This window comes from Desulfomonilaceae bacterium (assembly GCA_041662605.1).
In the GTDB taxonomy this organism is placed as follows: Bacteria; Desulfobacterota; Desulfomonilia; order Desulfomonilales; family Desulfomonilaceae; genus CAJBEZ01.
The window spans coordinates 18,757-34,433 of the sequence record JBAZSD010000016.1 but is presented as its reverse complement, the minus strand read 5'-3'; the positions used below and the strand labels follow the sequence as shown (position 1 = coordinate 34,433).

Annotated in this window: 14 protein-coding genes; 7 read left to right on the top strand and 7 right to left on the bottom strand. The window is 46.4% G+C overall.

Features of this window, described 5'->3' with window-relative positions:
- The first annotated feature begins 213 nt into the window (after positions 1 to 213).
- The 5 genes from WC647_12945 to WC647_12925 all read left to right on the top strand — a co-directional run bounded on the left by WC647_12945 (position 214) and on the right by WC647_12925 (position 5,587).
- Positions 214 to 699: a hypothetical protein gene (locus tag WC647_12945; GenBank protein ID MFA6223214.1), complete on the top strand. Its 486-nt coding sequence runs from the start codon at positions 214 to 216 to the stop codon at positions 697 to 699.
- Positions 700 to 944: 245 nt separating this feature from the next.
- Positions 945 to 1,880, top strand: a complete 936-nt coding sequence (locus WC647_12940; protein MFA6223213.1) for a LysM peptidoglycan-binding domain-containing M23 family metallopeptidase — start codon at positions 945 to 947, stop codon at positions 1,878 to 1,880.
- A gap of 412 nt (positions 1,881 to 2,292) precedes the next feature.
- Positions 2,293 to 3,513: a sulfate adenylyltransferase gene (gene sat, locus WC647_12935; GenBank protein ID MFA6223212.1), complete on the top strand. Its 1,221-nt coding sequence runs from the start codon at positions 2,293 to 2,295 to the stop codon at positions 3,511 to 3,513.
- A gap of 236 nt (positions 3,514 to 3,749) precedes the next feature.
- Positions 3,750 to 4,937, top strand: a complete 1,188-nt coding sequence (locus WC647_12930; GenBank protein MFA6223211.1) for an aminotransferase class I/II-fold pyridoxal phosphate-dependent enzyme — start codon at positions 3,750 to 3,752, stop codon at positions 4,935 to 4,937.
- A 14-nt stretch (positions 4,938 to 4,951) separates the two neighbouring features.
- Positions 4,952 to 5,587, top strand: a complete 636-nt coding sequence (locus tag WC647_12925) for a hypothetical protein (protein ID MFA6223210.1) — start codon at positions 4,952 to 4,954, stop codon at positions 5,585 to 5,587.
- Between the two features lie 41 nt (positions 5,588 to 5,628).
- Here WC647_12925 and WC647_12920 read toward each other — a convergent pair whose 3' ends face one another.
- Both WC647_12920 and WC647_12915 read right to left on the bottom strand, forming a co-directional pair.
- Entirely contained in the window at positions 5,629 to 6,315 is a 687-nt protein-coding gene (locus tag WC647_12920; protein ID MFA6223209.1) for a lipid-binding SYLF domain-containing protein, read from the bottom strand.
- A 14-nt stretch (positions 6,316 to 6,329) separates the two neighbouring features.
- Positions 6,330 to 7,595 (bottom strand): IMP cyclohydrolase, encoded by a 1,266-nt coding sequence (locus WC647_12915; GenBank protein MFA6223208.1) that lies wholly within the window; start codon positions 7,593 to 7,595, stop codon positions 6,330 to 6,332.
- A 240-nt stretch (positions 7,596 to 7,835) separates the two neighbouring features.
- On the opposite strand from WC647_12915, the gene WC647_12910 reads away from it, so the two are divergent.
- The gene (locus tag WC647_12910; protein MFA6223207.1) at positions 7,836 to 8,432 is read left to right on the top strand and encodes a tetratricopeptide repeat protein; all 597 of its coding nucleotides are present in this window, start codon (positions 7,836 to 7,838) and stop codon (positions 8,430 to 8,432) included.
- Positions 8,433 to 8,515: 83 nt separating this feature from the next.
- On the opposite strand, the gene WC647_12905 is transcribed toward WC647_12910, so the two are convergent.
- Both WC647_12905 and WC647_12900 read right to left on the bottom strand, forming a co-directional pair.
- The gene (locus WC647_12905) at positions 8,516 to 9,190 is read right to left on the bottom strand and encodes a DUF3786 domain-containing protein (protein MFA6223206.1); all 675 of its coding nucleotides are present in this window, start codon (positions 9,188 to 9,190) and stop codon (positions 8,516 to 8,518) included.
- A 140-nt stretch (positions 9,191 to 9,330) separates the two neighbouring features.
- A complete protein-coding gene (locus WC647_12900) occupies positions 9,331 to 10,341 on the bottom strand; it encodes a hypothetical protein (GenBank protein MFA6223205.1) in 1,011 nt (336 codons plus the stop codon).
- Positions 10,342 to 10,668: 327 nt separating this feature from the next.
- Between WC647_12900 and WC647_12895 the strand changes: the two genes are divergently transcribed.
- The gene (locus tag WC647_12895; protein ID MFA6223204.1) at positions 10,669 to 11,928 is read left to right on the top strand and encodes an MFS transporter; all 1,260 of its coding nucleotides are present in this window, start codon (positions 10,669 to 10,671) and stop codon (positions 11,926 to 11,928) included.
- Between the two features lie 101 nt (positions 11,929 to 12,029).
- Here WC647_12895 and WC647_12890 read toward each other — a convergent pair whose 3' ends face one another.
- Genes WC647_12890 through WC647_12880 form a run of 3 tightly spaced genes read right to left on the bottom strand, consistent with a single transcriptional unit; the run spans position 12,030 to position 15,636 of the window.
- Positions 12,030 to 13,496 carry an RtcB family protein gene (locus tag WC647_12890; GenBank protein MFA6223203.1) on the bottom strand — a complete coding sequence of 489 codons (1,467 nt, stop codon included), beginning with the start codon at positions 13,494 to 13,496 and terminating at the stop codon, positions 12,030 to 12,032.
- 26 nt (positions 13,497 to 13,522) lie between these two features.
- Positions 13,523 to 13,957, bottom strand: coding sequence for an archease (locus WC647_12885; GenBank protein MFA6223202.1), 435 nt, complete (start codon positions 13,955 to 13,957; stop codon positions 13,523 to 13,525).
- 20 nt (positions 13,958 to 13,977) lie between these two features.
- Complete coding sequence (locus WC647_12880) at positions 13,978 to 15,636, bottom strand: N-acetylmuramoyl-L-alanine amidase (protein MFA6223201.1); 1,659 nt, start codon at positions 15,634 to 15,636, stop codon at positions 13,978 to 13,980.
- Between the last annotated feature and the right edge of the window lie 41 nt (positions 15,637 to 15,677).

Below are 15,677 nucleotides of genomic sequence, written 5' to 3'. Positions count from 1 at the left end.
TGAGTTAGGAGTGCATTTGAATAAATTGATAACAACATAAAAGGCTTAGTAACCAGCAAAGATAAGGCTATATACAATAAATAACATAATATATTAGATATAATACCTTTAAATAACGGATGAAATTATCTTGATTTTTATTTGAAATGTGGTATGACCTCTTACGACCTAGGCCGCAGTCCGGTCTCGTATATCTTCTCGAGGAGTTGCCGCATGAAAAAGACAGCAATAATTTTAATCGCCGCGTCAGTTCTTTTAATTAACTTTGGCGCCAATGTGTTCGCTGAGGACCTGATGTCTCAAATCGGCGCACTTCAGCAAAAGGCTGAACGTGTTCAGGCGCAGATAAATCAGGCTAAGCAGCAGTCTGAAAGCACGATGGATCAGCAGGTCAAATCTTTGATGAACCAGGCCGACAATCTGATCAAGCAGCGAGTTCAGCTCGATTCTCAGATTTCCAAGCTTGATTCCCAGATCGATGAGATCAAGAATTCTACAAAATCTACTTTGACCAGACAGGTCAAAGGCTATGATCAGGAACTTATTCTTCTCAAGCAGCAGATATCTTCTTTGAACGCAAAAAAATGGGCCGAGGAAGCGCAGAAGATGAAAGATGAAGAAGCCAAGAATCAAGTGGCCCCCAATGCCTCAGCTCAGGCTCCTGTAGCTCCGGTTCCCGGCGCGCCCGTCCAGAAATAACAGCCTCATTTGCTCCGGTTTATGCATGGAATAAGGCCGAGACCAATCGATTGTTTCGGCCTTTCCGTCTTTCATCCAAACGATCAACATGAAAAATTGAATCTGAACCCCCCGCGCTGAAAAGAATTCTCCGCGATAAATAAACTTATATATGATAAAATATTAATAACAGTTCAATATTATAGAATAAAATAGTTGACTTTTAAATAAGTTTAGCTAAAATAGCTGTCATGTCGAAATGTTAAATGACTAACTTAAACATGAAGAAACTCGCATCCTGCTGGTCAATAATTCTCTCAATATGGGTTCTATCCGGTTGTTCCGCCAACCTGGCTTCCATGAGATCGTCCATTTCCGAGGTTTCTAACAAGAAAACAGCGGTCCAAAAAATCGAAAAAAACAAAGCTGTTTCAGATGAGGAAGGGGCCTTTCATGTGGTTGGGAAAGATGAAACGCTAGCGCACATTTGCGATGTTTATGGTCTGGATCTCAAAGCCGTAGCAAAACTAAACAAGTTGGAATCCCCTTACAAAATAAGTCGCGGAGAAACTATTTTTTTGCCCGCGTCCGCTCTGTTGCCGGAGACCGATCTGAAAAGATCTCCTAATCCTCCTAAACCCATGATCGGCGCGAATGACTCTCAGACCAGATATTTTGTAGCAAGCGCGATTAGAGGATTGAGGCATCCAAATGTGCCGCAACTCAGGTTCCCAGTGCCTCACGGAGTGTTGACGTCTCCATTTGGATTTCGTTGGGGTAGTTTTCATAAAGGGTTGGATATAGCGGCGCCGGTAGGGAATTCGGTATTATCCTGCGCTGACGGAAGAATTGTTTTTACCGGCAGTCAGAAAAGATTCAGGAGATATGGAAATACTGTTTTAATTGATCACGGGAAGGGCGCTTATACCTATTACGCTCACTTGTCCGGAATAGTGGTAAAGCCCGGACAGCTAATTCGGAGAGGCCAGAAAATAGGAATGGTGGGAAATACAGGACGTTCCACCGGGCCACATTTGCATTTGGAGGTTCGAGTCGCTAATCAAATGTACAATCCTTTAGCATACTTTTCATCTAAAGAAATGGCCGGAATGCGTGTGGCCAAAAGATTCGCAAATTCTCCAATGGGGCCTGTCCTTGCTCACTGGAAAATCCCGGATCTATTATCGGCTAACCTGCCTTAAAACCAGAACCGCTTGCATTTGTTTACAACCTGTCAAAAAATTTGACATTGTTACCAGCCCAGAAATTTAACGATTTGGGTTTCTGTCCCAGCGAAACCGCCTCAATCGCGTAATTTAGCTCGGCGCCCCGGTTTTCACTAATGTGGCATGCGGTTTGCCTGATTATTCAAAGCAGCGGGAAAAGAAGTCTTTGGGGTAAACGGCCAAAAAGTTCCTGGAGGCTTAACGGTTTTAAATTTCATGCTTTTTCCTTGACAAGGAGGCCACTCACAATTAAACTTACTTGTCATTTCAGTTTTTACCACAACTTCGAAAAGACACTCCTGATCATTAGATTCAGAGTCTTACAGACTTTTGGGACTGTGCTCGGGACGTGCTTTTACCAAGGCATAAAGTTCAAGGAGGACTACAGATGTCGAAAGCCAAGCTGGTGAGACCTCACGGTGGTGGGGAATTAAAACCTTTGATGCTAAAAGGCGCAGCGCTAGCAGAAGAGAAGAAAAAAGCCGAAACTCTTAAGAAAATCAACATCACATCGAGAGAAACGGGCGATCTCCTTATGATGGGTTGTGGCGCTTTTACACCGCTTGAAGGTTTCATGACCAAAGCTGATTGGAAAGGCGTATGTGACGAATACAAGATGGCCAGTGGTCTGTTCTGGCCTATTCCGATCACTGTTTCAACTGACGACGAAAGTGTCAAAGTGGGAGATGAAATAGCTCTATTTGACACGGACAATAAAGAAGTCGTCGCCACTATGAAAGTCACCGAAAAATACACGATCGACAAAAATTACGAGTGCAAAAAGGTTTTTACCACTGATGACATGGAACATCCCGGTGTCCAGAAAGTCATGGCTCAGGGTAAATACAACCTGGCGGGCCCCGTCAAAGTGTTAACCGAGGGCGGGTTCCCTGAAGAATATGGTGATCTTTATGGCACACCGGCTGAAACCAGGGCCATATTTGAAGCAAAAGGCTGGAAGCGTATTGCGGCTTTGCAGTTGCGTAACCCGATGCACAGGTCCCATGAATTCCTGGCCAAAATCGCTGTAGAGGTCATGGACGGTATAATCATCCATCAACTCCTTGGAAAATTGAAAGCCGGTGACATTCCTGCGGATGTTCGTGTAGATGCTATTAACGCTCTTGTAGACAACTATTTTGTCAAAGACACCGTTGTAACCAAAGGCTATCCGATGGAAATGAGATACGCCGGTCCGAGAGAAGCTCTTCTTCATGGTGTATTCCGCCAAAACTACGGCTGTAGCCATCTTATCGTAGGTCGTGACCACGCTGGTGTTGGCGATTACTATGGACCGTTTGACGCTCAAAAAATTTTTGATGTCATACCCGAAGGGTCGCTGGAACTACAGCCCCTCAACATCGACTGGACTTTCCACTGCTTTAAATGCGGTGGTATGGCTTCAATGAGAACCTGCCCGCATGGCAAAGCTGATCGTCTGCTTCTTTCCGGAACCATGGTCCGTAAAACTCTGTCTGAGGGTGGCGAATTACCTCCTGAATTCTCGAGACCTGAAGTTGTGGACATTCTGAAAAAATACTATCAAGGACTGGAAGAAAAAGTCGAAGTCAAGCTGCATGGCGCGGCTACCGGCGATGTGAAGAAATAATTCTTAGTTATAAAACAAAAACCCAAACTGATACCCGATCACCGGCTCTATGTCGGTGATCGGTTTTTTTGTTTCAGGTCTTGTCTTCATTGGGGCTTGATACATACACTTGACGTGATCGATGGATCACGCTTAAAATAAGCTCCGTTTCCAACTGGAATGCTTAATCCTAAGAGGATAAACCTGGGGACGAAACTCTTTCGTAGGTCCTGAACCTCTCTTGAAAGCGCTGGAACATGAAAGATATTTTCGAAAAGTGTTATTCGTTCAATCGTGAAAAAGAGATAGTTGAGCTGGGAATTTACCCTTACTTCAAGGCGATTTCGACCTTAAATGGGCCACATGTCACGGTCGATGGTCGGGATATGATCATGGTCGGCTCAAACAATTATCTGGGATTGACGACTCACCCCAGAGTTAAAGAAGCCGCAATGAGGGCGTTGGAGATAAATGGGACTAGTTGTTCCGGCTCCAGGTTTCTAAATGGCACGCTAGAGATGCACGAACAATTGGAAGTCTCCCTCGCCGAATTTGTGGGCAAGGAATCCGCACAGGTTTTTACTACAGGTTTTCTCACCAACCAAGGGGCTATAGCGCCGTTACTGGCTAGAAATGACACAGTTATAGTAGATAGACTCGTACATGCCAGCATTCTTGAGGGGGTAAGACTTTCCTTCGGCAAAGTCAGACGGTTTCGTCACAATGACCCGGAGTCTCTCAGGCGAAATCTTGAAGCCAGCAGTGACTCAAATGGGGTTCTGGTAATAGTCGACGGGGTCTACAGTATGGAAGGCGATATTGCTCCATTACCAGAGATTGTTTCAGTCGCCAAGGAATATGGGGCTCGCATAATGTTGGATGACGCCCACGGCATAGGTGTATTGGGGAAAACCGGCAGGGGAACACTCGAACATTTCGATTTGACGGGTCAAGTAGATCTGGTTATGGGAACTTTCAGCAAGTCTTTGGCCTCACTTGGAGGGTTCATCGCAGGTGACGCTGCAGTAATAAATTACATTCGCCATAATTCCAGGGCCCTAATATTCTCAGCTTCGATGCCACCCTCGGCAATCGCGGCTACTCAAGCCGCTCTTGATGTCATCAAGACTGAGCCTGAAATTCGTGAACAGCTCTGGACCAATACCAGATTTTTACTGAAACGAATTGTTGATCTGGGATTTGACACAGGCCCAACGGAGACTCCAATTGTACCTATGATCGTTGGGGATGACGCCCGTGCATGTATATTCTGGCGCCTTCTGTTCGATCAGGGAATTTTCACCAACTGTGTCGTCTCTCCGGCTGTTCCGCCTGGAGGCCAAAGGATCCGGATGTGTCTAATGGCGACACATTCACTTGATGATCTTGAAAAGGTCGTTGAGATTTGTGGACGCGTAGGGCGTCAGATAGGTCTGATAAGTTAAGGGAGGATTCAGGAATGCTTTTTGAAAATCCTGTTCTGGGTGTATCTAAAAAACTGAAGATTGTTGCCAATTCAAGATGGCGTGTTCTGATCCTGTCTTTAGTATTATTTTTCCTCGTAATAGGTTTCAGCTCTGAAACAGGCGCCGCAGTAGCCGATAGCGGCGCTGTGAATCAAATTCAGGAAGGCGCCGTTCAGAATCAGAGTTTGACTCCGTCTTCCATCGAGAACAGATTTGAAACCATAGAAAAAACGCTGGAAAAAATAAAGATAACGGGAGAAAAGGCGGAAGACAGGAGTTATTTCAACAAGATGGCCAGCACAGAGGTCATCCAATATTTAAAGGCCATGGTTCTGCTATTGGTTTTGATTGCCTTGGGTTTTCCTCTGGCAATATGGATAATAAATAGAAGCGGGTTATCAGGCTACTCCAGCAAGTCTCAGGAACTTGCGGAAACCTTGCTTACAATAGAAGAACGGCAAGCCAAACTTGCCAATATTCTTAAAGAGTTACAGGGAGAAATAGACTATCTTCATACCATGTCCGCTCCTGATCTGAAGAATTTGATTCAGCAGGCTGAGAGTTACCTTAAAATGAATCAGAACGATATTGATAAGGCGGGCTCAAAGTCTGATTCCGGGACTAAATGAAGTTATGATGGTGTAATTGTGGGAAGTAAAAGGGGAGGGACTCATTTTGACAATTCATCAATTGTGGCCAGAAGGTTCCTCGTGTTATCAGTTTGGGGCCCTCTATTTTCGTATAAAACATCCTGAACTGAAACATCCTTTCCTTGGAAGACTTCATTAGCCTGTGTGTCGGGTTGGATGACTCCACCACTAAGGGAAACACCGAGAAACAACCCCTTGCCCTTGGCATAGGACAGAATCTGAGATTCGAGCCTCAAACTCGTGTCCATTGATTTTTCCCGACCGACTGGACCAGCGTTCACAGAGGCGTCCACACCCAGAATAAACTTTTCTTCCAGCAACCTCTGAATTGAAACCTCATCCATAAAAAATAGAATCAGATCTAGCGACTGAGCCCCAAGCTGAAACCCCACGCTTCCGCTCCGGAAAATAAAAAAGGCGGGATTTGACCACTCCAGTGTTTTTTGATCCCGCCTCAGAATAATTCCTCTCCCCGATTCGAACCCCACCAGAACACCAACGTTGATTACTCCGGGGAATATGGCCATACCTCTGGCTTTCTGGAATAGACCCTTTGGAATATGCTTGCCCGGAATTGCGGAAATTTCTTTAAGCGCTTTGTCACAGCGGCCTATCTCATTGTCCGCATCCGAAAAGGACACATCGGCATGCGCAGGTAAAGCCAGCATTACGATCAATATCACAACAATGTTTAGGCTATGTTTCATGTACTTCCGAACGCCTAATGTTTAAAAGCTCTTTGTCCTGTAAACATCATGGCAACCTGTGGGTTAGCCTCATTACAGGCCATAATACTCTCAAAATCCCGATCCGAACCACCTGGTTGAACTATTGCGGATATGCCCGCCCTGATACCAACGTCAACCCCGTCCCTGAAAGGAAAGAAGGCGTCCGATACCATAACGGAATTAAACAGGCCTGCGCCTCCAGTGCGTGTCTCTTCATCAAGCTCGCATTTAATATCTTCGTCAATGATTTCATTGTACGGCTTCTTGTAACGTTCAAAGCAGAGCCTGTCCCTGTACTTAACCTGCGCCTTTATTAGCGCGAGTTCGGCTACGCCGACCCGGTCCTGTTCTCCTGTTCCGATTCCAACCGTACAACCGTCCTTGACGTACAACACGGAGTTTGAGGTTACTCCCTGTTCGACAGCCCATCCAAAAATCATGTCTTCCAGTTCCCTATCAGAAGGGAACCTCCCCACAAAGTATCTGGTTCCCTTGTAGGTAGTTTCCGCCGGCTGTAGGTCAGAAGCTGACCTGACCGTGTTAATCGAAGACTGCTGGACAATAATCCCACCATCGATCAATGATTTGAAGTCAACGAATTTGTAGTCACAATAATCTTCCAACCTGTCCAGACGAGGCAAAGACAAGATCCTCAAGTTTTTTCTTTTTGCAAGAATATCGATTACCCCGGCTTCAAAATCGGGAGCGGCCACAACTTCCAAATAATTATCACTGATCAATTGAGCCGTGGTAATGTCAATCGGTCTATTGAAGACAGCGGCTCCTCCGAAAGCGGCAATCCTGTCCGCCATATTAGCCCTGTGATATGAGTCTGCGACAGAGGATGATGTCGCGACAGCAGAGGGATTGTTGTGTTTCATGATCGCGCAGGCGGGTTTATCCATAAGAAATTTGATGATGTTGAGCGCATTATCTACATCAGTAAGATTGATTTTCCCCGGATGTTTTCCGGCCTGGATCATATTGTCCTCGGAGATGCCGCTGACAAGACTATGACCGGGTTGTATAAACTTGCAGCCCCCCAATTCCAGATTACCGGTTTTCAACTCATAAAGAGCCGCCTCTTGTCCCGGGTTTTCACCGTAGCGAAGCCCCTTTTCGACCAGCGCGCCGCCAGAGTCTTTGATCTGCCAGGATTTCTTTCTATATTTAAGGGATTGTGATCCAAACGTGATAGTCAATTCATCAGGAAAGTGGTCATCCATCACTTTTTTATATTGCTGCTTCAAATCCGTCATATTTGTCCTCCCGGAGTTCCGACCAAAAACTAGTAGTAATTGACCGATAAGCTTTGAAAACTCGGCGTGCAGTGCGAATAAACGCTGATATAAGTTTCCAGAACATGACGATGTGACCTTGACATGTTCAACCTGTTCTATCAGTAATCAACGATGATGATCGAAGATTATCCTAGGTTAGGATCTTGGTCTACTAATTTGACCATACAATTCTGAATAATTTTCCGAGGGAGTCAAGCTGTGAAAAACAAAGGATCTCTGATTGGCTTTTTTCTTGTTTTCATTGCCGGCCTACTAACCGGTATCGGAATCTCAGCGTGGAAACTGGGTCCGGGCGAACCGAACGTAGGCGGCATGAAACAGGCCCCGGAGGCCGCTGCCAAGGAAGACGTAAAGTCTCGCATAACGGCCGTAGAACGCATGCTGTCTTCAAACCCCGATAATGTACAGGCCTTGATCCAATTGGGGAACGACTATTTTGATCTAGGACAATACGACAAGTCCATAGAAGCGTACAACAAGGCGATCAAAATTGACCCCCAGAATGCGGAAGTTACAACCGATAAGGCTGTCGCCTATCGGAGACTCGGCAAGACTGACGAATCAGTAAAGCTGTTCCGTAAAGCACTGGAAATAGACCCAAACCAGTCATTAGCCATGTTCAATCTGGGCATAGTCCTCCGGGATGACATGAAGGATCCCCAAGGCGCTCTGAAAGTGTGGAAAGAGTTTTTACAAAAAGCTCCGGACAGTCCACACGCAGTAATGATTCGCCCATGGGTTAAACAACTTGAGGAAAAGTTGGCGCAGAAAAATGGCGAGGGAGAAAAGAAATAGTCTCTATAGATGTGATTAAAATGTGAAAGAGAATTCGGCTAGAACAGGGGCTGTGTGGCTATTTTGAAAATCCGGCCCCGTGGCTATTCCTCAGCCAGCTTGTGAATCAGAAAATCGGTAAGCGCCGTGAGAGCGTGAACCGGCATGTAGTTGCTCGCGGACACATCATAAAGAATTTTACTGTAAGCAGGGAATTCTTCGTCTTCATTCCAATGAATAAAGGCCACGGGCAATCGCGGGAAAAAATAAAAAGTGAAGCCTCTGTCTCCCAACTCATTTTGTCTTCCTCCCCATTTGAGGGCTCTAGCGATTACTCTTTTTTTGCTGGCTTCAAAGAAGGAGCCAAGAGTTTCCATGGTAGATTTGGCGAAGTGCGCGCCCAAGACCGCTCCATGCTGCAAAGATCTCGGGTCTATCCACTGGTTCATGACCTGAACATTCGAACCCAGATTTTCTGCTGAGGTTATAAGATACTGGAGCACGATTACCTTCATGGTAAGGGTATCAAATTCAGGGTGTTCGGCTCTTAACCGATATGGAATAAGATCCAGTGTAAACCAGGTTGTGAGGAAAGGGATAATCAACCTTGGTATTCCATCGCCACCCCTGTATGAGACATCGGCCGTCTGCGCGATAGTGATTGGGTCAATCCGCTGAACCTTATTTATCAATTCCTGATAGAATTCGGTCAGTCTTTCATGGTTTTTCCCCATCTTTTCCCGTTGGGTCCACACGGAAAACTCATCCAGAGCGCTCATGACAGAGTCCCTTCCTGCTATGAAAGATCCATTTCACTAATAGAGCAAAAAAGAAAGGCCCTCCGCGGATTGGAGAGCCTTCATTGCCTCAGATTAACCCTAAACCGTTACAAAACAGGCATGGGTCAAATAAGTCGTCATTAAAATGGTGAATTGAAATCCAGCGTTACCAGCCCACCGAGTGTCCATGATGAACGGTTTAAAGAGAAATTATAAGTATCCTGGAGATTGAGATTCGTAATCCGGCCACTTCCGGATGTAGTGGCTCTGGCTGTATTCCAGCGAGCAAACACACCAGCTTGGGAAGCGCCAAAGAATTTCCTGGTGTACTCTCCAAAAATCTCGTAGAAATGACCACCGTTATAATTAGAGTTATCGAATTCGAACCTGTTCCCATTAATTGTTGTCAGAGCAACCTGTCCTGTACCTACTATTGTGGGGATTCCCAGAATTCTGACTTTCATGCTCTGAACCGCGTCAGTATACGCGGTTTGAAAGCCAACAAACGGGATCCAGCCATTAGATGTGACATCGCCACGTTCCTGTCCGGCGAATAGATCGTTAGAATTGGGATCACTTATGGAAACTGTGTAATAATCATACCTCAGCCCCAGCAGAAGAGAAAACCCTGAGCTGCCAGCGGCTCCGCCACAACTGGATCCGCCAAATGTGTATGCGAACGCTCCATCTACGAACCACCAGTTAAATGTAGGAGTCCAATTGTTACGAAGATATTGCCTAGGATCGAGACCATAATCTTCATTTGAATCAGCGCCGGGCGTCCCTGGGAACAAATACCAGCCAGTCGCTACGAATGACAAATTGTCGCCCAAGCTGACTGGAAGAGCCGCGCCCAACCAAAAACCATTTGTAGGAAGTTTAATAGTTATTTCTCTAACATTGGCCACACCATTGTTTTGCGCTGTGAGGGACACACTGGTGTTGCGGTCTTGAGGAACTCCCCAGCCAAAATAAACAGCAGGCGCAAAAGCAGGGCAGGCGCGCTCGCCGCACTTACCGGAACCGCCAAACATAGACGGCATGCTCGGCAATCCGGACAATCCAAAAGCCCCAGAGTACTGCGCGCTAACCATCGCCGGGGCCAAAGCCAGTGCCAGGATGCCGACGAACAGGATGAATCCACGTCTCATAGCCATATCCTCCTAATCCTAAAGCAGCGGGAGAACACTCCTCTCGCCAGACTAAAAAAGTTAAAAACAACTTTTAACGGCAAAATTTACGGAATATACAATGCGTATAATAAAAGGCAGGTTTTGTCAAGAAGTTTTTGGGTTTTCGCGCGAAGGTTCAACCGCTTATCTGAATTGCTATGCTTCAGGTATTTTAACATGTCCTCTCCAAAATAGAAAATATCCTGTACGTGGATTCAATTCCAACCGTTGAATTCGTGAATTATAAATTGACAGCGCCCGTAGTATCGCGCGAAAGGATCTGTGGTTATTTCCCGGAGCTGTTGAATGAGTTATTTTCCAGATCCTGCCCCAGGCAGCTACAGACGTTGGGCGATTTTTGTCGTGGGGTCCATAAATTTCATAATGTCAATGTTCTATCGGGTTTCTTTGGCGGTGATATCGCCATCACTGATTAGCGATCTAAGATTTGACGCCTCTCAACTAAGCGATTTGTCGGCCGCCTTTTTCTACGGCTTCGCCCTTTGCCAACTACCCCTTGGTCTGGCGATAGACCACATTGGAGCCCGTGGAGGCTTAATTCTTCTGGGAGCGCCCGCTATTGCAGGCGGATTTATCTTTGCCTTTGGGCAATCCTATGAACACCTACTTCTGGGAAGATTTCTGCTGGGTATTGGCATGGGCGGCAATTTAATGCTTGTACTGGCTTTGCTTGCTGTCTGGTTTCCACCCGACAGGTTCGCTTCTTTAGGCAGTTCACTTGTCGCTATTGGTGTGATCGGTAACCTTTTCGCCGCAACACCTCTGGCCCTGATGAACGGTTGGTTAGGATGGCGATCGTGTTTTCTAGTTTTCACACTAGTGAACGCCCTTATAATAATCTCTTTCATCCTGATAATAAAAAATTATCCACCCGGTTACGTCAAGCGGACGCCAAAAAGTAGAAATCTTCTGCAAGGCTTCAATGCCATAGCTCGTATGTACGGGTATTGGGCCATCAGCCTCGGGAATTTTGTCAGGTACGGGTATTTCGTAGCGATTCAAGGTTTGTGGGCGACTCCCTTCCTAATATACGGTGTGGGGATGAATCAAATCGCCGCAGCGGATACGCTCCTCTTTCTCGGATTTGGATACATGATCGGTTTGCCTTTCTTTGGGTTTTTGAGTGACAGAATTTTTCGGTCCAGGAAGAAAGTGGTTGTTGCAACTTTTTCTCTATCTGTCGCTCTTACGCTGTCTGTATTCTTCTGGCCGGACCATGTCGATTCCTGGATCATAAAAACCACATTCTTCTTTATGGGTTTGCTCGCGGCGCCCGGGCAGATTTCATACGCTCATATAAAGGAACTCGTCCCTTCCTCTATTACCGCGCAGGCTATGACAGCGGTGAATCTTTTCACGATCCTGGGAGCGGCTCTAATGACTCAGGTTTTGGGGCTGTTTGTGCAGGGGGATATGAATCAGCTCAGCGGCGTCAAAGACTTCAGGCTCATCTGGTTTGCCGGCGCTGTGTTGCTGGCGATCGTCACTGTAATGTACTCATTTGTGCCTGAAAGCCCTGTTTTTGGTCGGGCCGCTACAAAATAGTAACCAAAATGGGTAATCATCACGTCGAAGCGGCGATATAAAGAGCTGAATTAATATTTAGAAGACGGTAGATGTTCAGTCAATCAGCAACCACATTGGGTTCAGCCTTTGATGACTCCCATCGGCTTGATTCGGGCGACCCTTTTCGCCAAACCCGCTATTTGCACGACTTCTACCACAGCGCTCACATCCTTGTACGCCTCAGGAAATTCCTCACGCATTGTTTTTCTGCCTGCAGAACGAGCGTAAATTTCCTTTTCCTCGAGTTCTCTCTCTATGGAGCGCCCTTTTGTCCTTCTGAGAGCTTCATTTCTGGAAAGTACCCTTCCTGCGCCATGGCAAGCGGAGCCAAAAGTCTGTTTCATGGATCCCTCGGCTCCCACAAGCACATAAGACGCTCGGCCCATATCGCCCGGTATTAAAACCGGTTGACCGGTATGTCTAAAAATTGGAGGAAGTAGATGATGCGATGGGGGTAAGGCTCTGGTAGCTCCCTTTCGATGGACTAGTAGTCTCGATGTTCGACCGTCTACAGTATGAGTTTCAAATTTGGCTATGTTGTGACAAACGTCATATAATAATTTGAGCCCAAGTTCACGTGGAGCAAGTCCCATGGAACGCTGCCAGGAGTCTTGCGCTAAACTCATCAGAATTTGACGGTTGGCGAAAGCGAAGTTAGCCGCCGCGGCCATGGAGGATAGATATTCACGAGCAAGTGGCGTGTTTAAACGCGCGCAGGCAAGTTGCTTGTCGGGCAGATCAATCTTGTCCTTTGCGACCATTTTGACCATTCTCGCAAGGAATTCATCGCAAACCTGGTAACCGAATCCTCTGGAACCACTGTGAACCATAAGAGTTATCTGCCCCACGGTTAGGCCCCAGGACTCAGCTATATCGGGTTCAAAGATGTCGGAGATAAACCCGATCTCCAAAAAATGGTTTCCTGACCCTAAAGTTCCGAGCTGGTCCTTTCCTCTTTCAAACGAGCGATCACTTATAGAGGCTGATTCAGCTCCCTCAATCGCCCCATGATCCTCGATGCGGTCAAGATCGGATTCGTCGCCCATTCCCTGTTTGATCGCCCAGCTAGCTCCTGATCGGGTAACCTCGGACATAGCCTTCTTATTGAGGACAATTGCTCCTCTTGAGCCCAGCCCACAAGGAATATTAGAGTAGAGAGAGTCTATAAGGTCCTTCAACCCTGGCAGGACATCAGCTTTGGAGAGTTTTGTTGTGGCCAGTCTAACGCCACAATTAATGTCGTATCCGACTCCTCCGGGCGAGACGACCCCTTCATCCATGTCAAAAGCCGCAACTCCGCCTATGGGGAAACCGTAACCCCAGTGTATGTCCGGCAATGCAATGGACCGTGAAACTATCCCTGGCAGATGAGCGACATTATAGACCTGATCACAACTGTTATCCTTTTCAACATCAGGAAAGAGCCTGGAATCGGAATATATTAGTCCGGGAACTCTCATGCCCCCAACCCTGGGTATTTCCCATCGGACTTCGTCGATACGTCTGACCCTATAAGGCTTTTCTCTGGTTAAGCCCGTAGTTCTCATAAGCCACGCTCTTTTCGCTCAAAACGTCAGATATCAAAAATCACTTGCGCTACAAAACCTTCCAAAACTTCCTCCAGAAGCAAGCCATGATAGGTGACACCCTTTATTTCGAGGCCATCCTCGAGTTGAAGGTATGGGTCCAGGATAGAACCAAACAAAGTAGACTCCAGTGAAATACCTTCAGAAATTTTCAGAGACGCTTTACGCAAAATAAATCGTTCTGAATTGAAAAGAAAAAGGATCTCTCTAAGCCAATCGACCAGGAGATTATCAAATGAATCGGATTCCAGAGCTAATATCTTTTCAATTTGTGAGTCTGAAACTTTGATTGAGCCGGTCAACAACTTGCTTAACCCGTCAGCCGCGTTGAGGAACAACTCTTCGAGCGCTTTCCCGTAAATCTCAATTCTAATGTCAGCGGGATGATCCAAAAGTTTCCATTTAGGGTGACGCTGTTTCATGGCCGGTGCAGATAACTCTATCAGGGCGCGTTCGGCGGAAGATTTTTCAGATATTCAATGACACCCTTGGCAAGTTTTGAAGAGACCGAGTTTGAAAAAACCTGTCTTGCGGCTCTGTCTTTTTGAGCCAGATTGTTGACAAAACCACATTCTACCAGGATTGCCGGCATGGTAGCGCCTATCAGGACGTAAAACGGGGCCTGTTTGACCCCACGGTCTTTGATCCGGGCGCCTTGAGTGGCGTCAGAGACCACCAGAGAATCATGGACGACCTGCGCCAGCCTAGTTGATTCAGTCTTTTTAGAATTGGTTAACAAATCAATCAATGTGGCTTCGAGATCTGACATCTTGCTCAACGAAACCCCATTTTCCCTTGCCGCCGCCCTCATTGCGCCACGAGAACTCGATTTGCTCAGATAAAAGATCTCAGGACCCGATGCGGATTTGAAGTCCGACCCATTACAATGAACGGAAATGAAAACCTCCGCGTCCAGAGAATTGGCTATTTTCGCCCTTTCCTTAAGGCTAAGAAATGTGTCTTCATCTCGAGTCAAATGTACCGAAACATGGGGGTATGCCTTTTCGACTCTCTTTTTGAGGAGCTTCGAGATCTCAAGAGTGACATCTTTCTCAGCAACTTTTTTGTCCGTGGAAACAGCGCCGGGATCCTTGCCGCCGTGACCGGGATCAATTACGATGACCGGGCCTTTTCTATGATGAACGGGCTCAGGAAGAGCCTTTGCAGGCTCAGCGTCGGAGATAGAGGGAGGGGCTATCGAAGCGCTCTTGAGATTAATCGCTCCAGGATGAGGTTCGACGATGTTTGGGTCAGGACGGAAGAATGGGTTGCCCACTTGATTCAAAGGGGGACGATCGCAAAGATTTTCTGAATCACCGTTCTGCGGTCCCATTGGAGAGACCTTGGGGCCTGGATTCCCAACATCTTGACTATCGATCAAGGATCCGGACGAATTGGGAGGACTACTCCTTTTCTGATTGTCGAGATCAGTTTTTAATGGAGACTTGGTTAAAGATACTTTGGGGACCTTAGAAGACTTGTCTCTCCTCTTGAGCAGGTATGCTTCTTTTAACTCAAAAAGGGCTTCCTTATAATGTTCTGAATTGTGCCGGGATTTTTTGTATTGATTTAAATGGATTATACAATGATTGAGGCTCTCCCTATTCTTGGAGACCTTGTAGAGGCTGAGGAAGGCTTTGCCGGCGAAGAACTGGCAGGAAGATTTGATGGAACCCTTTTCGGATTTTTGTAAGTCAACAAATTTTAGCGCTAATTTCTTGATGGCTTCCTGGTGCGGACTAGAGGATCCAAGAAGTCGTTGTAGCTCATTACAGGACGAATGAAATGTTTTGGAATCTGATGAACTCTGAGAGGCCGGCGCCGGCAATGGACATAGAAAAACCAGTATGATGGAAGTCAGCGCACAAACAACAAATGAACATATGTTATGGCCGAATACGGATCTTCTCAGTGATCGTAAAGACTCCCAACCTTGCTCTGTTTTTCTGAAAACCATCATGCAATCTATTGAAGTGACTGACGAGGGCTTAGTGAGCCACGAAACAGCACGCGAAATCACGGCTGACTGTTTTAGACTCATCTTTATGTTTGGAGCTATGCCTGACAGGTCGTACATCCAGTATTCGACTGTCAGTTTCATTGATAGCGGCGCAAGACATTCTTATTCTAGAGTGGAGTTCC

Coding starts and splice junctions, on each gene's coding strand:
- WC647_12945 (MFA6223214.1), top strand. CDS start 214: ATGAAAAAGACAGCAATAATTTTAATCGCCGCGTCAGTTCTTTTAATT.
- WC647_12940 (MFA6223213.1), top strand. CDS start 945: ATGACTAACTTAAACATGAAGAAACTCGCATCCTGCTGGTCAATAATT.
- sat (MFA6223212.1), top strand. CDS start 2,293: ATGTCGAAAGCCAAGCTGGTGAGACCTCACGGTGGTGGGGAATTAAAA.
- WC647_12930 (MFA6223211.1), top strand. CDS start 3,750: ATGAAAGATATTTTCGAAAAGTGTTATTCGTTCAATCGTGAAAAAGAG.
- WC647_12925 (MFA6223210.1), top strand. CDS start 4,952: ATGCTTTTTGAAAATCCTGTTCTGGGTGTATCTAAAAAACTGAAGATT.
- WC647_12920 (MFA6223209.1), bottom strand. CDS start 6,315: ATGAAACATAGCCTAAACATTGTTGTGATATTGATCGTAATGCTGGCT.
- WC647_12915 (MFA6223208.1), bottom strand. CDS start 7,595: ATGACGGATTTGAAGCAGCAATATAAAAAAGTGATGGATGACCACTTT.
- WC647_12905 (MFA6223206.1), bottom strand. CDS start 9,190: ATGAGCGCTCTGGATGAGTTTTCCGTGTGGACCCAACGGGAAAAGATG.
- WC647_12900 (MFA6223205.1), bottom strand. CDS start 10,341: ATGAGACGTGGATTCATCCTGTTCGTCGGCATCCTGGCACTGGCTTTG.
- WC647_12895 (MFA6223204.1), top strand. CDS start 10,669: ATGAGTTATTTTCCAGATCCTGCCCCAGGCAGCTACAGACGTTGGGCG.
- WC647_12890 (MFA6223203.1), bottom strand. CDS start 13,496: ATGAGAACTACGGGCTTAACCAGAGAAAAGCCTTATAGGGTCAGACGT.
- WC647_12885 (MFA6223202.1), bottom strand. CDS start 13,957: ATGAAACAGCGTCACCCTAAATGGAAACTTTTGGATCATCCCGCTGAC.
- WC647_12880 (MFA6223201.1), bottom strand. CDS start 15,636: ATGAAACTGACAGTCGAATACTGGATGTACGACCTGTCAGGCATAGCT.